The organism is Pelagibius sp. (genome assembly GCF_965249265.1).
GTDB lineage: Bacteria > Pseudomonadota > Alphaproteobacteria > Kiloniellales > Kiloniellaceae > Pelagibius.
The window spans coordinates 746,637-760,877 of sequence record NZ_OZ252224.1 but is presented as its reverse complement, the minus strand read 5'-3'; the positions used below and the strand labels follow the sequence as shown (position 1 = coordinate 760,877).

Below are 14,241 nucleotides of genomic sequence, written 5' to 3'. Positions count from 1 at the left end.
TAGAGCGTTTTCGACTCAAGTCGAAGCGGTTCCGGCCGTCAAAACGTGAAAGACCCTAGCCGCCCAAACCTTTCAACAGGCCTTTCAGCCCTTCTTTCAGAAGATCTTCCGGCTTCACCGTCTTCGGCCGCTCCGCCGGCGTTTCACTGCTGCCCTGGGGAGCCACCGGACTCGCCGGATCTGCGGCAGGCGGCTCCTGCCGGCGTTGGAAGGGCTGGCCATTGATGTTGACGTCCGGACCGTCCAGGCTGCCGCGCAGCTTCGCGGTCAGGTAGGCGTTCTCCGGATCGCTGTCGCGGAACACATCCGTCTGGCTGTTCATCTGCCAAGCCGGCAGGTTGATCGTGGCGGCCGTCAGCGCCTCCGCCGAACGGCCCCTGACACGCGTATCCTCGGTGGTGAGAATCCCCTGTTCGACGACAAATGTACCGTCGATCTTTGCCGGGGTTCCGGCAAAGGCGCTGAACAGCAGGGAGGTACTATCGGTGATGCCGCGCACCTCCTTCACCTTCTGACCGAGGATGCCCAGCAGAACGGCGCCGGCCTGTTCCTCGACCTTGGCGGCGACGGTCACCGATCCGTCGATCTTGCCCTCTCCGTTCAGACTCCCGACCAGCGCGGCCTCGCTGGTGCCTTGGGCGTTCAGGCTGCTTTCCAGACTGATGGGACCCGAAAAACGGTCGGTATCGCCCAGGTCACGCAGCAGGTCTTTCAGGTTCACCTCGATCGCCGTCACCGCCGCGGCGACCTCCAGCCCGCCGGCCGCGGTCTCGCGCGCATCCGCCTTGCCGATCACCGACAGCGCACCGCCATAGGCGGTTGCGGTGAAGCGCTTCAGATCGAGCAGGCCGTCCTGCAAAACCGCCTCCACCCGCGCCTTCTCCAGACGCGCTTTTTCCAAGAGAACCGCCGAGGATTGCAGTGTCACCTGGGCATCGAAGCTGCGCAGCGCATCCAGGTCGATCGGCTTGCTCGACCAGCGTTCTTCCCTGCGCACCGCAGAGCGGCTGCTCGAAGGCGCACTGGCGGCCTTCTTGCCGCCCCCGGCGGCAGCGGCCGGGGCCGCCAAAGCGGCAAGAGGCAGAGGGCCGGTTTGCAGATCGGCCGTGATCATGGGCCTTGCGCCCGCAAGGTTGAGACCGAGCGCACCGGCCAGATCGACACCGGCGGCCTTGCCCTCCAGCGCCGTGAGCCGCAGCGAAGCCGGGTCCGCGGTCAGTTCGCCTTTCAGATCGACGCCGCCCAGACCGCCCGGAACCTCCTCGCCCGGCAACAGCTCGCGCAAAAGGGTGGAGAGGTCGCCGTGGGTGAGCGCCAGGGCCGCCTGCAGGATAGGCAGGCCTTGCGAAAGGTCGGCCTTGCCCGCCGCCTTCAGGCGGCCGCCGAGCGTGGAAAGGTTCTGGTCGAAGCGAATGAGCTGCGGCGTGCCGTTGACGGCACCGGTCAGGGTGAAGGCCTCCAGCGGCAGTTGCCCCTGTGACGGCAGGCCCAGGGCCTTGATCAGACGCGACAACGAGGAAACGGAAAGATCCAGGGAGCCATCAAAGGAGGGACTGCGGGAAACGTTCGCCAGGCTGCCGGCGAAACGGCCGCCGGAGCCGGCGAGATCGGCCAGCGATGCTTCACGCACGATCAAGCCGCCCTGCTGCAGGGTTGCATCGAGCCGCAAGCCGTTGAAAGGAATACCCTGATAAGTGAGCGCGCCGACCTTCAGGTCGAGGTTGGCATCGAAGTCGGCGAGAAACGCCAACTCTTTCGGCGCCGCCGACTCGGCGTCCGCGGCTTGATCGTTGCTTCCGGCCGCACCGTCGGTCGCCGGAGCCGCGGCTTCGCCAGCGGACCCGTCCGGCGCTGCAGACCGTTTTGCCGCCGGCAGGTAGGCATCCAGATTGATGCGATCGACCGCAAGTCCGATGCCGAGGCCGGGCCGGTCGCGCAGGGCAACCGCGATGCCGCCCGTCATCCGGCTGACATCGAGACGCAGATCAAGGTCGCTGAGCGTGACCTGCCGCGGGCCGGCATCGACGGCCGTCTTCAGCGCCATCTTGCGCAGGCGATCAGCCGGGACCTCAGCGATGTCCACCTCCAGCCAACTGAGCAGGGCGCGCAGGTTGTCCGACGTTGCCTCCAGCCGGCCCGAAAAGGCCGGTTCCTGCTCGACGCTCCGGAGGTTGCCGTCGAGTGCGATGTCCGAGCCGCCGGGCAGGGCGGCGGTCAGAGTCTCGATCGACAGCGCGGCATCGCGCAGTTGCGCTTTGGCGCGCAGGTCACGGGCAAACTGCCCCCGGTAAACCAGGGTATCCACGGAAAGATCCAGATTTGCCGCGATCCCGCCGGGCAAGTCGAAAGCAACGGTCTCTGCCGCGCCATCGCCTGACGGCCGCGCCGGCGGCGCTTCGGCGGTGCCGGGGCCGACAGCGCCACTACCGCCCCGCACACCCTGATTGCCCGGCGCGCGCCTGCCCTCTGCCGAGGGCAGCAGGCTGTCCAGATCCAGACGGGTTGTCGAAAGGCGGGCCGTGATCTCGGGCACCGTGCCGAGGGCAACCTGCGCCTCGCCTTCAAAACTGGTCTCGCCCAGGCGTATCGTGGTCGCCGCCGCTTCGGCGGTTTCCGGGCCCGCGGTCACCTCGGTTTCAAATCCGAAGGACTGCGCCAGGGGGCCATCCGGCTCCACGGCGCCGCCGCCCGGGGCCAAGAGGGCAACGAGCCTGCCAAGGTCCTCACCTTCAAGCCGCAAGCGGCCACGCAGGGTTTGCAGGTCCTCATGGCGGGACAGCGCACCGGTGAACTGCGCGCCGGCCTCGGCATCCGGCAAACGCAAGCCAAGGGTAAAGCCCGTGGCGCCCCTGTCCCGCAGCCGGTCCAGGCTGAGATCGAAGTCTCCGCGAATGCCTTCGTAAGCCGCTGAACCGCTGGCGACAAAGGGACCGAGCAGGCCTTCCGCCGCCAACTCGGCATTAACCTGCGTCAGCCGCTCCTCGATACCCTCGACGGCATCGCGATAGAACAGCGTGCCGTCTTCAATAACGAAACTGTCGACCCTCACCGCGTCGTCGGCCGCGGCGCCCGACCCGGCATTCCCATCGGCCCCGGCTGTTTCACCGCCCGGCGGCTGATCGGCTGCATCCGCAGACGCCTGCGCCAGGCTGTCGAAGGCCCAGTTGCGGCGCCCGTCCGGCAGCACTTCCAGAACGACCTCAGGCTTCACAAGGGTCACCGTCTCAACCACAACCTGCTGGCGCAGCAGCGGGAACAGCGCCACTTCGATGCGCAGTTCCTCGATCCGGATCATTTCTGCGTTATCGGCACCGTCGATGTTGGCGAGGCTGACCTCGCTGGCCGCAAAGGCGGGGGCGGGCAGCAGTTGAAGGTTAACGTCGCCGACAATTTTCAGGTCGCGCCCGGTGAGCTTGCGGACCTCAGCGGCGATCCGCCCTTTTTCCCCGTTCCAGTCCCAGAAACTCGGCAGGACAAGCAGGCCGCCGATCAGCAGGATCAGGACCGCAACGACCGAAAGGGCAAGCTTCTTCACCAGACTTCCTCACTCGTCCACATCAACTAGATGGTCCAGCCCGCCGAACCAATCAATGGGGCCAATCAATAGGGTGCGGCTATAAGACCGGACGGTCTTGGCTTTCGCCGAGTGGGCATTGCAAGGCTGCCCAATTGCGCTAAGTTACTTTTATCAGGTTGCTTCGGCAAAGCCGAAGACTGATTCTGGTCGTCCAGTAAAGATCGCAGCCCATAGAGATGCAGGCTGCGGCGACCGCGGGGCCGCGGACGAGACCGGCGGATAAGTGGTAATGCCAATGGGAAAGATCGTCGACCTGGATTCCTACCGTGCCGAGCGCGAGCGCCGGCTGCGCGAACAGCAGGAGGAGCGGCAACGCCGCAAGGAATCCGAGAACCAGGACGAAGCGGCCGGCGAGACCGATCCCGCAAAGGACGAGCCGGTCTAGCCTGCCTTAACCGCGCCGCACCACCAGCCACTTCCAGAGTTCCATCACGCCCAGGAGTGAAAGCGCCAAGCCGGCGACCAGCAGCCAGTCGCCGAAGCTGACCGGCTGCACCACCAGGACGGTGCTGAGCCCCGGCATGTAGAGAGCCGCCATATGCAGCGCCTGGGCGGCCAGAACCGCCAAAATCAGAAACGGATTGGCCATAAGCGGCACGGCAAAGGCCGACAAGCGTTCGGAGCGGGCATTGATGGCATGGACGTTCTCGAACAACACCATCAACAGCAGCACCAGGTTGCGGGCCTCCTCCTCCGCCAGGCCGCTGGCCAGACACCAATAGTAGAAGACAAAGGCGCAGCCACCCATGTAGCTGCCGGCAGCCATCACCTGACCGACCATCCGCCGGTCAAACAACTGCTCATCCGGCGGCCGCGGCTGGCGCCGCAAGACACCCGGTTCGCCCTTCTCCAGCGCCAGGGCCACATGCTGGATGCCGTTGGTGACCAGGTTGAGCCACAACAGTTGCACGGCAAAGAGCGGCAGCGGCAGGCCCGCCAGAATTGCCAGAAGAAACAGAACGATCTCCCCCAAGCCGGTTGAAATCAGCAGGTAGATCAGCTTGCGGATGTTGTCGTAGGCGATCCGGCCTTCTTCGATACCGCCGACGATGGAGGTGAAGTTGTCATCGGTCAGAATCAGATCGGCGGCACCTCTGGCGACGTCGGTCCCGCCCGCGCCCATGGCAACCCCGATGTCCGCGGTGGCCAGGGCCGGCGCATCGTTCACGCCGTCACCGGTGACCGCGACCAGATGGCCGGCACGCTGCAGCGCCTGGACGATCTGCAGCTTCTGAACCGGCTCGACCCTGGCGAAGACATCGGCGCCCTGCACCAGGGCATCGAATTCTTCGCTTCCTGCACCGGCGCGGCTCAACATGCCGCCGGTGACCACCGCCGGTTCGCCGCCAGTCCCCGCATTTCGCGCGCCCTCACCCAGACCCAGGCCGAGCTCGCGGCCGATGGCCCGTGCGGTTTCCGGATGATCGCCGGTCACCATGACGACGGAGACCCCTGCCTGCCCGCAACGCCGCAGGGCCGCCGGCACCTCCGGGCGCAGCGGATCCATCAGCCCGACCAGGCCCAGAAGCCTCAGATAGCGCAGCGCTGCCGGGTCGGCCCGCTGCGCCGAATCGCGCGACACCGCGCCCCGCGCCACCGCCAGCACCCGATAGCCCCGGCCCGCCATGGCCGCCGCCGCCGCCAGGGCCCGCTCTCCATCCAGTCCGTCGCACATCGGCAGCAGGGCTTCCAATGCGCCCTTCACATAGACCGTGGCGCCGCCGTCGGCCTCCCCGGGCTGGTCCTCGGTGCCGGCCACAAAGGTGGCGGCGAAACGGCGTTGCGGTTCATAGGGAATCATGCCGAGCTGCTGATCGCTCCTGGTTCCGCGCGGATCGACATCCAGCTTGGCCGCAAGGACGAGAAACGCGACGTCGACCGTGTCGCCAAGCACCTCGACGCTGTCTTCCTCAAAGACAACTTCAGCTTCGTTGCAGATGGCGGCGCTGCGGGCCAGATCCGAAAAGCCCGCGAGCTCCTGCTGCGAGGGTGCACGGCCATCGACATCGAGGCCTCCCTCGCGGTGGTACCCTTCCCCGCCGACCGAGGCCGAGACCGCCGGACCGGCGTCGTCGAAGAGAAGGATCTGCTTCACCGTCAGTTCGTTGCAGGTCAGCGTGCCGGTCTTGTCGCTGGCAATCAGGGTGCAGGCGCCGAGACCCTCGACCGCCGGCAGGGCACGGACGATGACATTGCGGCGGGCCATACGGGCGGTCGCGATCGACAGGGCCACGGTTATGGCAACCGGCAGCCCTTCGGGAATCGCCGCGACCGCCAGCGCGACGGCCACCAGGAACACGGTGAGCAGGGAAACACCCTGAGCCAACTGCACGGCGGCGAGAATGGCGATCGCCGCCAGCGTGGCGAAGCCGATCAGGCGGCTGACGGATTCCAGACGGGCGATCAAGGGCGGCGGAGCCTGATCCGGCTGCGCCAGGACCTTGGCGATCAAGCCGATCTGGGTGTTGCTGCCGCAGGCGACGACCAGGGCGAGCGCCCGGCCGGTCAACACCGTGGTACCGGCAAAAAGCTGGTTGCAACGCTGCGGCAGGGGGGCTGCCGCCGGAGCCAAGGTCTCGGCATCCTTATCCACCGGCAGAGACTCGCCGGTCAGAAGGGATTCGTCGACCGCCAGCTCCTGCTGAGAGAGCAGCCGAAGATCCGCCGGAACCCGCCCGCCGGATTCAAGGCGCACGACGTCGCCGCAAACGAGTTCGGCCGCATCGACTTCCCGGGACGATCCGGCGCGCAGGACCACGACACGGTTTCGCATCATGGCGTCGAGCGCCGCGGCGGCGTTTTCCGCCCGCCACTCCTGCAAGGCACCGATCACCGCGTTGAGCTGCAGAACGGCGAAAATGAAGACGGCGTCGCTCCATTCCCCAACGAAAAGCGATACCACGGTCGCCGCCAGCAGCAGGTAGACCAGCGGACTCCTGAACTGCCTGACATAGAGAACGAAGGGGCCGGCCCGGGCCGGGCGCGGCAAGCGATTGGGGCCTTGGCTGGCAAGCCGTCGTGCAGCCTCGTCCTCCGACAGACCCTCGGCATCCACTTTTTGGGCGGCCAGCGCCTCGGCCGGGCTGAGCGTGTGCCAAGCCGTCGCGGCGGGTGCCGGCCGCTTGCGGGACCGGCGCTCGGCATCGCTAAGTTCAGAACGGGGCGACTCTGACGAAGCTGTCATGGCAGCGCAGAGGATGCGCGCGGCAGAAGCCGCCCGCAAGCCTCTGTGGTCATCCGCTTCAGATCGTCAGGATCTTGCCCGGATTCATCAGGTTCTGAGGGTCCAGGGCGACTTTCAGTTGGCGCATAACCGATACAGCCTCGCCATGCTCGGCCTGGAGGAACTTCTTCTTGCTGCTGCCGACACCGTGTTCGCCGGTGCAGGTGCCGCCCATGGACAGGGCCCGCATGACCATGCGCTCGTTCACCGCCTCGGCCTTTGCAAGGCCTTCGGCATCGCCGGGATCGAGAAGAAAGGTCAGGTGGAAGTTGCCGTCGCCGACATGGCCGACGATGGGCGCCACCACGCCGGTCTCGTCGATATCCTTGCGGGTCTCGAGAATGCACTCGGCAAGTCTGGAGATCGGCACGCAGACATCGGTCGCCCAACCCTTGGCGCCGGGCTTCAGGGCGAGGTTGGCGAACCAGACGTCATGGCGCGCCTGCCACAGCTTGTTGCGGTCTTCCTGTTTGGCCGCCCATTCGAAGTTGGAACCGCCGAAACCCTCGGCGATCTCCCCGGCCAACTCCGCCTGTTCCTTGGCCCAGGCCTCGGTGCCGTGGAACTCGAAGAACAGGGTCGGCTTCAAGGGCAGCTCGAGCTTGGAATAACGGTTCACCGCGTCGACCTGATGCTCGTCGAGCAGTTCGATCCGCGCCACCGGTATGCCGGACTGGATGGTCAGGATCACGGTATCAACCGCGCCGGCCAGACTGTCGAAGGAACAGACGGCGGCGGTCATCGCCTCGGGAATACCGTAGAGACGCAACTGCACCTCTGTGATGATCCCCAAGGTGCCTTCCGAGCCGACAAAAAGACGGGTCAGGTCGTAGCCGGAGGACGACTTGCGCGACCGCCCGCCGGTGCGGATGATCCGCCCGTCGGCCAGCACGACGGTCAAGCCCATCACGTTGTCGCGCATGGTGCCGTAGCGCACCGCGTTGGTGCCGGAGGCCGAGGTCGCCGCCATGCCGCCGAGCGAGGCGTCGGCACCGGGGTCGATGGGAAAGAACAGGCCGGTGTCGCGCAGATGGGTGTTCAGGGTCTTGCGGGTCACCCCGGCCTGCACCCGGCAATCCAGGTCCGCCTGGTTGACCTCCAGGATCTCGTCCATGCCGCCGAGGTCGATGCAGATGCCGCCGGGCGGTGCCTGAACCTGCCCCTCCAGGGAGGTGCCGGCGCCGAAAGCGACGACCGGCCGGTTGTGCGCTGCGCAGAGCTTCACAATCTCTGAGACTTCTTCGGTGGACTTTGCAAAGGCCACCGCATCGGGCGCCGACATGGGATGAAAGGAAAGATCATCGCCGTGATGTTCGCGCACCGCCTTGGCGGTGGAGAGCCGGTCGCCGAGAAGACCCCGCAGGGCTTCTATAAGCGGATCGTCGGGTACGGCGGCGTCTTCTTGATCGCCTTGTTTATGCGCTGCTTCTGCCATGGCTTCGGTTCCTTTAGAGCGGCCGCACTATAGCAGCAGGACCCGCATACAGTGCAAATCACGCTTTGAGGAACAGATCGCTGCAGGGCATTGGTCCTCTTAATAAACCAATCCCTTGTTGAACAAATCTAGGGACCGGTCCGCATCTGCGCCGGCAGCCAGGTGGCGATCTCCGGAAAGGCCACCACCAGAATCACCGCCAAGACCATGATACCGAACATCGGCAGGGCGGCCTTGGCGATGTAGGGCATCTCGTGGTCGGTCATGCCCTGAAGGACAAAGAGGTTGAAGCCGACCGGCGGCGTGATCTGCGCCATCTCCACCACGATGACCAGAAAAATGCCGAACCAGAGCATGTCGAAACCGGCCTGGCGGACCATGGGTTCGACCACCGCCATGGTCAGCACCACCGCCGAAATGCCGTCGAGGAAGCAGCCCAGAATGATGTAGAAAACCGTCAGGGCGACAATCAGGGCCAGGGGCGAAAGCTCCAAAGCGCCGATCCAACTGGCCAGGTTACGCGGCAGACCGGTGAAGCCCATGGCCAGCGACAAAAAAGCTGCCCCGCCGAGAATCAGCGCGATCATGGAGGAAGTACGGGTCGCCCCCATCAGGCTTGCGGTGAAACTCTTCCAGGTAAGCGAGCCCTGCAGGAAGGACAGCAGCAGCGCCCCGACCACACCCAGAACGGCGGCCTCGGTCGCCGTCGCCAGCCCGGCGTAGATCGACCCCAGCACACCGACGATCAAGGCAACCACCGGCATCAGGGACACCGAGGCGCGGAGCTTTTGTAAGAGGTTACTTGCTGCCTCCTTCGGCGGCATGGACGCCGGGTCCATCAGCGCCCGGACGATGATGTAGCCCATGAACAGCAGCGCCAGCATGATGCCGGGGAAGACCCCGGCCATGAACAGGCCGGCGATGGACTCGTTCACCGTGACGCCATAGACGATGAGAATGATCGAGGGCGGGATCAGCAGACCCAAGGTGCCGGCACCGGCCAGGGTGCCGATGATCATGCTCTCCGGATACTCGCGGCGGCGCAGCTCGGGGATCGACATCTTGCCGACCGTGGCGACCGTGGCGGCGGAGGAACCGGAGATCGCCGCGAAGAGCGCACAGCCCGCCACATTGACGTGCAGCAGTCGCCCCGGCAGCCGGCCGAGCCAGGGCGAAAGCCCCTTGAAGAGATCCTCGCTCAAGCGCGTTCGAAAGAGTATCTCGCCCATCCAGATGAACAGCGGCAGGGCGGTCAGAGTCCAGGACGACGAGGCGGCCCAGATCGTCGTCGCCATGGCATCGCCTGCCGGCCGCGTCGTGAACAGCAGCATGCCGGTCAGCGCCACGCCCAGCAGCGACAGGCCGACCCAGACGCCGCTGCCCAGCAGGAAGAAGAGAACGGTCAGGAAGACCAGGGTGAGGACGAGTTGTTCCATGATCGTTGCCCCCCTATTTGCTGGTCTGCTCGGCGACCAGCGGCGCGCCGGCGGCAACGGAGATCAGACGGTCGACGAGGGCAACGGCCAGCAGGACCGCCCCCGCCGCCATGCTGAGCTGCGGGATCCAGAGGTGAATGGCGTCGGAGCCTTCGCTGATGTCGCCGAGCATGTGCGAGACCCGCACCATCTTCACGCTGTACCAGGCGAGATAGCCGGCCAGGAAACTGCCGGCGGCAAGACACCAGAGCTCCGCCAGCCGGCGCCGCGTGCCGGAGAACTTCGTGAGCACCAGATTCACCCGGATGTGCCCGCCCCTGCCGAAGGTGTAGGCCAGGGCAAAGAAAGACGAGGCGGCCATGGCATAGCCGGCGTATTCCGACAGGCCGGGCACGAAGATCCCCAGGAGCCGCGAGACAATGCTGAGCAGCACCAGCACGGCAATGGCGATGAGAAACAGGCCGGCGAGGATGCCGCCGGCGAGGTAAAGACGGTCAAGCGCCTTGCGCAGCCCGCCCCACATGCCCCCCTGCATGAGGCCCCCCTGCATGAGATGGTCTCCCAAACTTTCCGCTTAACCGGGCAACAGCCTCAGCCCGCCGGCGTTTCGCGTAGGTGATGGAAAAAGGGCGGCGGTTTCCACCGCCGCCCCTTGCTTCTCCGGCGTTACATTGCCTTGTAGGCGTCGATCACGGCTTGGCCGTCGGCACCGGTTTTTTCCAACCATTCCTTGGTCATGGTGGCGCCGATCGCCTCGAAGTCCGCCTTCAGGGTATCGCTCGGCGGGCCCACTTCCATGCCGTTGGCCGCGAGCTGTTCCTTGTACCAGTCGGCCAGTTCGCGGGCCTTGTCCCAGCCCGCCTGCTCGGCCTTGGCGGACTCGTCCAGCACGATCTTCTGCAGGCCTTCGTCGAGCCCGTCCCAGGCCGCCTGATTGACGATCACCATGTTCTTGGGCAGCCAGGCCTGGACGTCGTACCAGTACTTCACATGCTCCCAGATCTTGCGGTCATAGCCGGTCGACCCGGAGGAGATCATGGACTGGGCGACACCGGTGGCAAAGGCCTGGGTCAACTCCGCGGCCTCGATCTTGGTCGGCACCGCGCCCATCAGTTCGGCAAGGCGCGAGGTTGCAGCGTTGTAGGCGCGGAACTTCACACCCTTCATATCGGCGGTGCTGCCGACGGCGGTCTTGTTGTAGAGCCCCTGGGGCGGCCAGGGCACGGCATAAAGCAGCTTCAGGCCGGCCTCGTCCAAGGTCTTTTCCAGCTTGGGTTTCGAGGCCTGGTAGAGGTTCCAGGAATCATCGAAGCTGGTGGCCAGGAACGGCAGGGCATCGATCTCAAACAGCGGGTCCTCATTGCCCAGGGCCGAAATCAGCCTCTCACCGATCGGTGCCTGTCCGGTGCGGATCGCCCGGTAGATCTCTCCCCCCTTGAACAGCGAGCCGCCGGGATGGGCGACGATCTCCAGTTCGCCGCCGGAGGCCTTGGTGACCGCCTCGGCGAACTTGGCCGCGTTTTCGGAGTGATAGTTGCTGGCGGAATAGGCCAGCGGCATGTCCCACTTTTCCGCCGCCAGGGCGGTCGAAGCCGCCAGCGCGAAAGCGGCAGCCGAAACGATGGCCCCAACGGATTTCCCGCCGGGATTTCTGACGAAACTTTTCATTCTTGTTCTCCCTGTCTGGCCTTTTCCCGGAGGTTCAGGCCTCCGCGATCTCTTCCCGATTTTCCCGGGGCCGGTCCCCGACTTTAGCCATCCGCGTGGCCGTCAGGCAACCAGCGCCCTTATAATTACATTTTATCGATAAAATATAAACGTTTTATTTTTGAACCGCCCAATCCCCCGGTGGCGGCGGGTTTTCACCGCGCCGCTGGTAAGCGGCAGCCAGGTGTTTTTCGCCGATCAGGCCGGGCAGGTCATAGATCGGCAGGCCGAGCGCCGCCGAAAGCGCCGCCCGGTAAGGCGGCAGGTTGGTGCATTCCAGCACCAAGGCGCCCAGATCCGGATGATCCCGGGCCAAGGCCCGCCCGGCGGCCAGGACATCGGCCTCCGCCAGGGCGCTGTCCAGATCGGGAAGATCTTGGGCGATGACACGGTGGAGTTCCCGTCCGTCCTCCAGACCGGCGACCGGCGTATCCGGCGGCGCCCCGGCAGCCGCCAGGTGCGCCGGGGAAAGCCTGCGCGAATCAAAGGTGATGACGCCGACCCGCCTGCCTGCCGGCAGACTTGCGGCAACCGTCGGGATCTGCAGCAGGCTGGAGGTGACCAGCGGCACCGGCAGCCGCGCCTGCAGATCTTCCTGGGCCGTGACCAGAAATCCGCAGGAGGTGGTGAGCAGCGTCGCGCCCTCGGCCACCAGCGCCATCCCGGCCTCGGCAAAGGCATCCACAAGGCTGTCGGGCAGTGTCTGGTCGGTCACCACCGCCGCCACCGAGGCGGGCTCTACCACTTTATAGAAGCAGCGGCAGGGCCAGGTCGCCGGATTGCCGACATCGCCCGGCGGCCGCGGAAAGCCGGTTTTCAGCATCAGGACGCCCAATACGGGCGGGTTCAGCAAAGCCATGGCCGCACTCTAAACCAAGCCGGCCAAAAGAGAGTATCCCGCGTCCAAGGGAGTACTCCCGTAGGGGCCGCCGTCATCCCGATCCCCCTCTGCCGGAAAAGACTTGCCGCGGGCATGCTGCCGGCCATGGACACGGTCGCCGCCACGGCCCAAACAGCCCCTACCCAAAGAACCTCGGGCCAAACGGAAAACATCCGGATGCAAGCCGCTGAAGTCTCGGTGCGTGCGCCGGCCGCTACCGACTGGACCGCCGTCAGCCTGCTCACCGCCGCCATGGGTATCTGCGGGCTGGGGTTGGGCTTCAGCTATCCGCTGTTCTCCCTGGTGATGGAACGCCAGGGCGCCGACGATTTCACCATCGGCCTCAGCGGCGCCATGACCGGCTTCGGCCTGCTCGCCTCCAACCTCGTTCTGCCGGCGCTGCTGATCCGCTGCGGCCCCTTGCGGCTGCTGGCCGGCGGCATCGCCGGGGCCAGCCTCTGCCTCGCCGCCGCGCCCTACAGCGATGTGGAAAGCGTCTGGTATCTGCTGCGCTTTGCGCTGGGCTGCTTCATGAACATCGCCTTCATCGTCACCGAGGTCTGGCTGAACAACGCCTCGCTGGAGGCCCAGCGCGGCCGCATCGTCGGCGCCTTCACCGCCGTCATGGCGGCGGGTTTTGCCCTTGGGCCCCTGCTCATCCTGCTGCTCGGCGACGAGGGGGCCCTGCCCTTTCTGGCCTGCGCCGGACTCGTTTTGCTGGCCGCCCTGACGGTTCTGCCGCTGCAGGGAAGGCCCGGCCGCCGGGAGTCGATGAACGCTTTCGACGGCCTCGACTTGGGGGCCGTCGTCGGTTTCTTCCGCCTCGCACCGCTGCTGGCCATGCTGGTGCTGGTCTACTCACTTTTCGACGGCACCGCCCTGGTCATCCTGCCGATCTATTTCATCGAAGGCGGTTTCACCGGCGAGGAGGCGAGCGCCGCCCTGGCCTGCCTGCTGATCGGCATGGTGATTCTACAACCCTTCATCGGCTGGCTGCTCGACCGCTTCACGCGCCGCCGGGTCATGGCCCTCTGCACGCTGGCTTCCGCGCTCTGCTGCTTTGCCATCCCGTCGAGCCTGGACACCGTCTGGCTGCTCGGCGCCCTGCTGCTGCTGCTCGGCGGCTTGGCCGTCGGGCTCTACACCGGCGCCATCACCCTGCTCGGCGAAGGCTACAGCGGGGCGCCCCTGGTCGCCGGCACCACCTGCCTCGCCGTGGTCTACGGCCTCGGCAGCGCCCTCGGCCCCCTGGCCGGCGGCGCCGCGCTCTACAGCCTGGGGCCGGATTCCGTCCCCTACCTGCTGGCCGCCCTGTTCTGCGCCACCACCCTGTTCTGCCTGCGCCGGGGCAAGGGTGCCTAGACCAAGCAGGACCCGCGCAAAGAGTCTGCTTCCCCCAATCACGTCGACAATCCCGTCACGCCAGCACCTTTTCCAGGAAAACGATCTGGCTGTCCCAGGAAGCCTGACGATGGGTTTCGCGGAAGCCGAGGGCTTCGCAGAGGGAGAGACTCTCGGTCATCACATCTGGGCTGTTCAGTCTCAACAATGCGCGGCCCTGGCGTTTGGCCTCCGCTTCCGCGAGTTGCATCAGCGCCCGGCCGAGACCGCGGCGCTGGCGGTCCGGCCGCACGGCAATGGCCTGGATCATAAGATGCCGCTCCCCCTCGATCAGTTCCAGAGCGGCGATAAGGGGATCGGGGATCAGGACGTGGGAGCAGCGGTTGTCATTTGCCGGTTCTTCCTCCGGCCCATCTGTTCCGGGGGGCGGCGTTTCCGCCACCACCCAGACCTGATGGGCGCGCACTGCCAGGGCATAATTGGCCAGCATTGGTCGCGGCTTACGGCCCAGGGCGGGAACGTGGCGGGCGAAGGCGGCGTACATCAGATCCTGCACAGCCTTGGCGTCATACGGCGCGGCGCGGCGCAGGGTGAACTCGGGTTTTCCGGCGAACATGACATCTCCCGCTGGCGGGGATGCGG

The 14,241-nt window shown here is 65.9% G+C and carries 10 protein-coding genes; 2 read left to right on the top strand and 8 right to left on the bottom strand.

Going from position 1 to position 14,241, the window contains the following annotated elements; all coding sequences use genetic code 11:
- Window positions 1-55: 55 nt before the first annotated feature.
- Window positions 56-3,535: an AsmA family protein gene (locus tag ACP146_RS03705; protein WP_422365423.1), complete on the bottom strand. Its 3,480-nt coding sequence runs from the start codon at window positions 3,533-3,535 to the stop codon at window positions 56-58.
- Between the two features lie 271 nt (window positions 3,536-3,806).
- Here ACP146_RS03705 and ACP146_RS03700 point away from each other — a divergent pair, with 271 nt between their 5' ends.
- A complete protein-coding gene (locus tag ACP146_RS03700) occupies window positions 3,807-3,962 on the top strand; it encodes a hypothetical protein (protein ID WP_422365422.1) in 156 nt (51 codons plus the stop codon).
- A gap of 6 nt (window positions 3,963-3,968) precedes the next feature.
- Here ACP146_RS03700 and ACP146_RS03695 read toward each other — a convergent pair whose 3' ends face one another.
- The 6 genes from ACP146_RS03695 to ACP146_RS03670 form a co-directional block, all read right to left on the bottom strand.
- On the bottom strand, window positions 3,969-6,761 hold the full coding sequence (locus tag ACP146_RS03695) for a cation-translocating P-type ATPase (RefSeq protein ID WP_422365421.1): 2,793 nt from the start codon (window positions 6,759-6,761) through the stop codon (window positions 3,969-3,971).
- A gap of 58 nt (window positions 6,762-6,819) precedes the next feature.
- A complete protein-coding gene (locus tag ACP146_RS03690) occupies window positions 6,820-8,235 on the bottom strand; it encodes an FAD-binding oxidoreductase (protein ID WP_422365420.1) in 1,416 nt (471 codons plus the stop codon).
- 128 nt (window positions 8,236-8,363) lie between these two features.
- Window positions 8,364-9,671 carry a TRAP transporter large permease gene (locus ACP146_RS03685; protein WP_422365419.1) on the bottom strand — a complete coding sequence of 436 codons (1,308 nt, stop codon included), beginning with the start codon at window positions 9,669-9,671 and terminating at the stop codon, window positions 8,364-8,366.
- A gap of 13 nt (window positions 9,672-9,684) precedes the next feature.
- Complete coding sequence (locus ACP146_RS03680) at window positions 9,685-10,221, bottom strand: TRAP transporter small permease (protein WP_422365418.1); 537 nt, start codon at window positions 10,219-10,221, stop codon at window positions 9,685-9,687.
- 116 nt (window positions 10,222-10,337) lie between these two features.
- Window positions 10,338-11,339 (bottom strand): TRAP transporter substrate-binding protein, encoded by a 1,002-nt coding sequence (locus ACP146_RS03675; RefSeq protein WP_422365417.1) that lies wholly within the window; start codon window positions 11,337-11,339, stop codon window positions 10,338-10,340.
- 154 nt (window positions 11,340-11,493) lie between these two features.
- The gene (locus ACP146_RS03670) at window positions 11,494-12,237 is read right to left on the bottom strand and encodes an aspartate/glutamate racemase family protein (RefSeq protein ID WP_422365416.1); all 744 of its coding nucleotides are present in this window, start codon (window positions 12,235-12,237) and stop codon (window positions 11,494-11,496) included.
- A gap of 198 nt (window positions 12,238-12,435) precedes the next feature.
- Here ACP146_RS03670 and ACP146_RS03665 point away from each other — a divergent pair, with 198 nt between their 5' ends.
- A complete protein-coding gene (locus ACP146_RS03665) occupies window positions 12,436-13,620 on the top strand; it encodes an MFS transporter (protein ID WP_422365415.1) in 1,185 nt (394 codons plus the stop codon).
- A 55-nt stretch (window positions 13,621-13,675) separates the two neighbouring features.
- Here ACP146_RS03665 and ACP146_RS03660 read toward each other — a convergent pair whose 3' ends face one another.
- Window positions 13,676-14,215, bottom strand: coding sequence for a GNAT family N-acetyltransferase (locus ACP146_RS03660; protein ID WP_422365414.1), 540 nt, complete (start codon window positions 14,213-14,215; stop codon window positions 13,676-13,678).
- Between the last annotated feature and the right edge of the window lie 26 nt (window positions 14,216-14,241).

Excerpts from the sequence above, each read along its gene's own strand:
- ACP146_RS03700 (WP_422365422.1), top strand. The coding sequence starts at position 3,807 with ATGCCAATGGGAAAGATCGTCGACCTGGATTCCTACCGTGCCGAGCGC.
- ACP146_RS03690 (WP_422365420.1), bottom strand. The coding sequence starts at position 8,235 with ATGGCAGAAGCAGCGCATAAACAAGGCGATCAAGAAGACGCCGCCGTA.
- ACP146_RS03675 (WP_422365417.1), bottom strand. The coding sequence starts at position 11,339 with ATGAAAAGTTTCGTCAGAAATCCCGGCGGGAAATCCGTTGGGGCCATC.
- ACP146_RS03660 (WP_422365414.1), bottom strand. The coding sequence starts at position 14,215 with ATGTTCGCCGGAAAACCCGAGTTCACCCTGCGCCGCGCCGCGCCGTAT.
- ACP146_RS03685 (WP_422365419.1), bottom strand. The coding sequence starts at position 9,671 with ATGGAACAACTCGTCCTCACCCTGGTCTTCCTGACCGTTCTCTTCTTC.
- ACP146_RS03680 (WP_422365418.1), bottom strand. The coding sequence starts at position 10,221 with ATGCAGGGGGGCCTCATGCAGGGGGGCATGTGGGGCGGGCTGCGCAAG.
- ACP146_RS03670 (WP_422365416.1), bottom strand. The coding sequence starts at position 12,237 with ATGGCTTTGCTGAACCCGCCCGTATTGGGCGTCCTGATGCTGAAAACC.
- ACP146_RS03695 (WP_422365421.1), bottom strand. The coding sequence starts at position 6,761 with ATGACAGCTTCGTCAGAGTCGCCCCGTTCTGAACTTAGCGATGCCGAG.
- ACP146_RS03665 (WP_422365415.1), top strand. The coding sequence starts at position 12,436 with ATGCAAGCCGCTGAAGTCTCGGTGCGTGCGCCGGCCGCTACCGACTGG.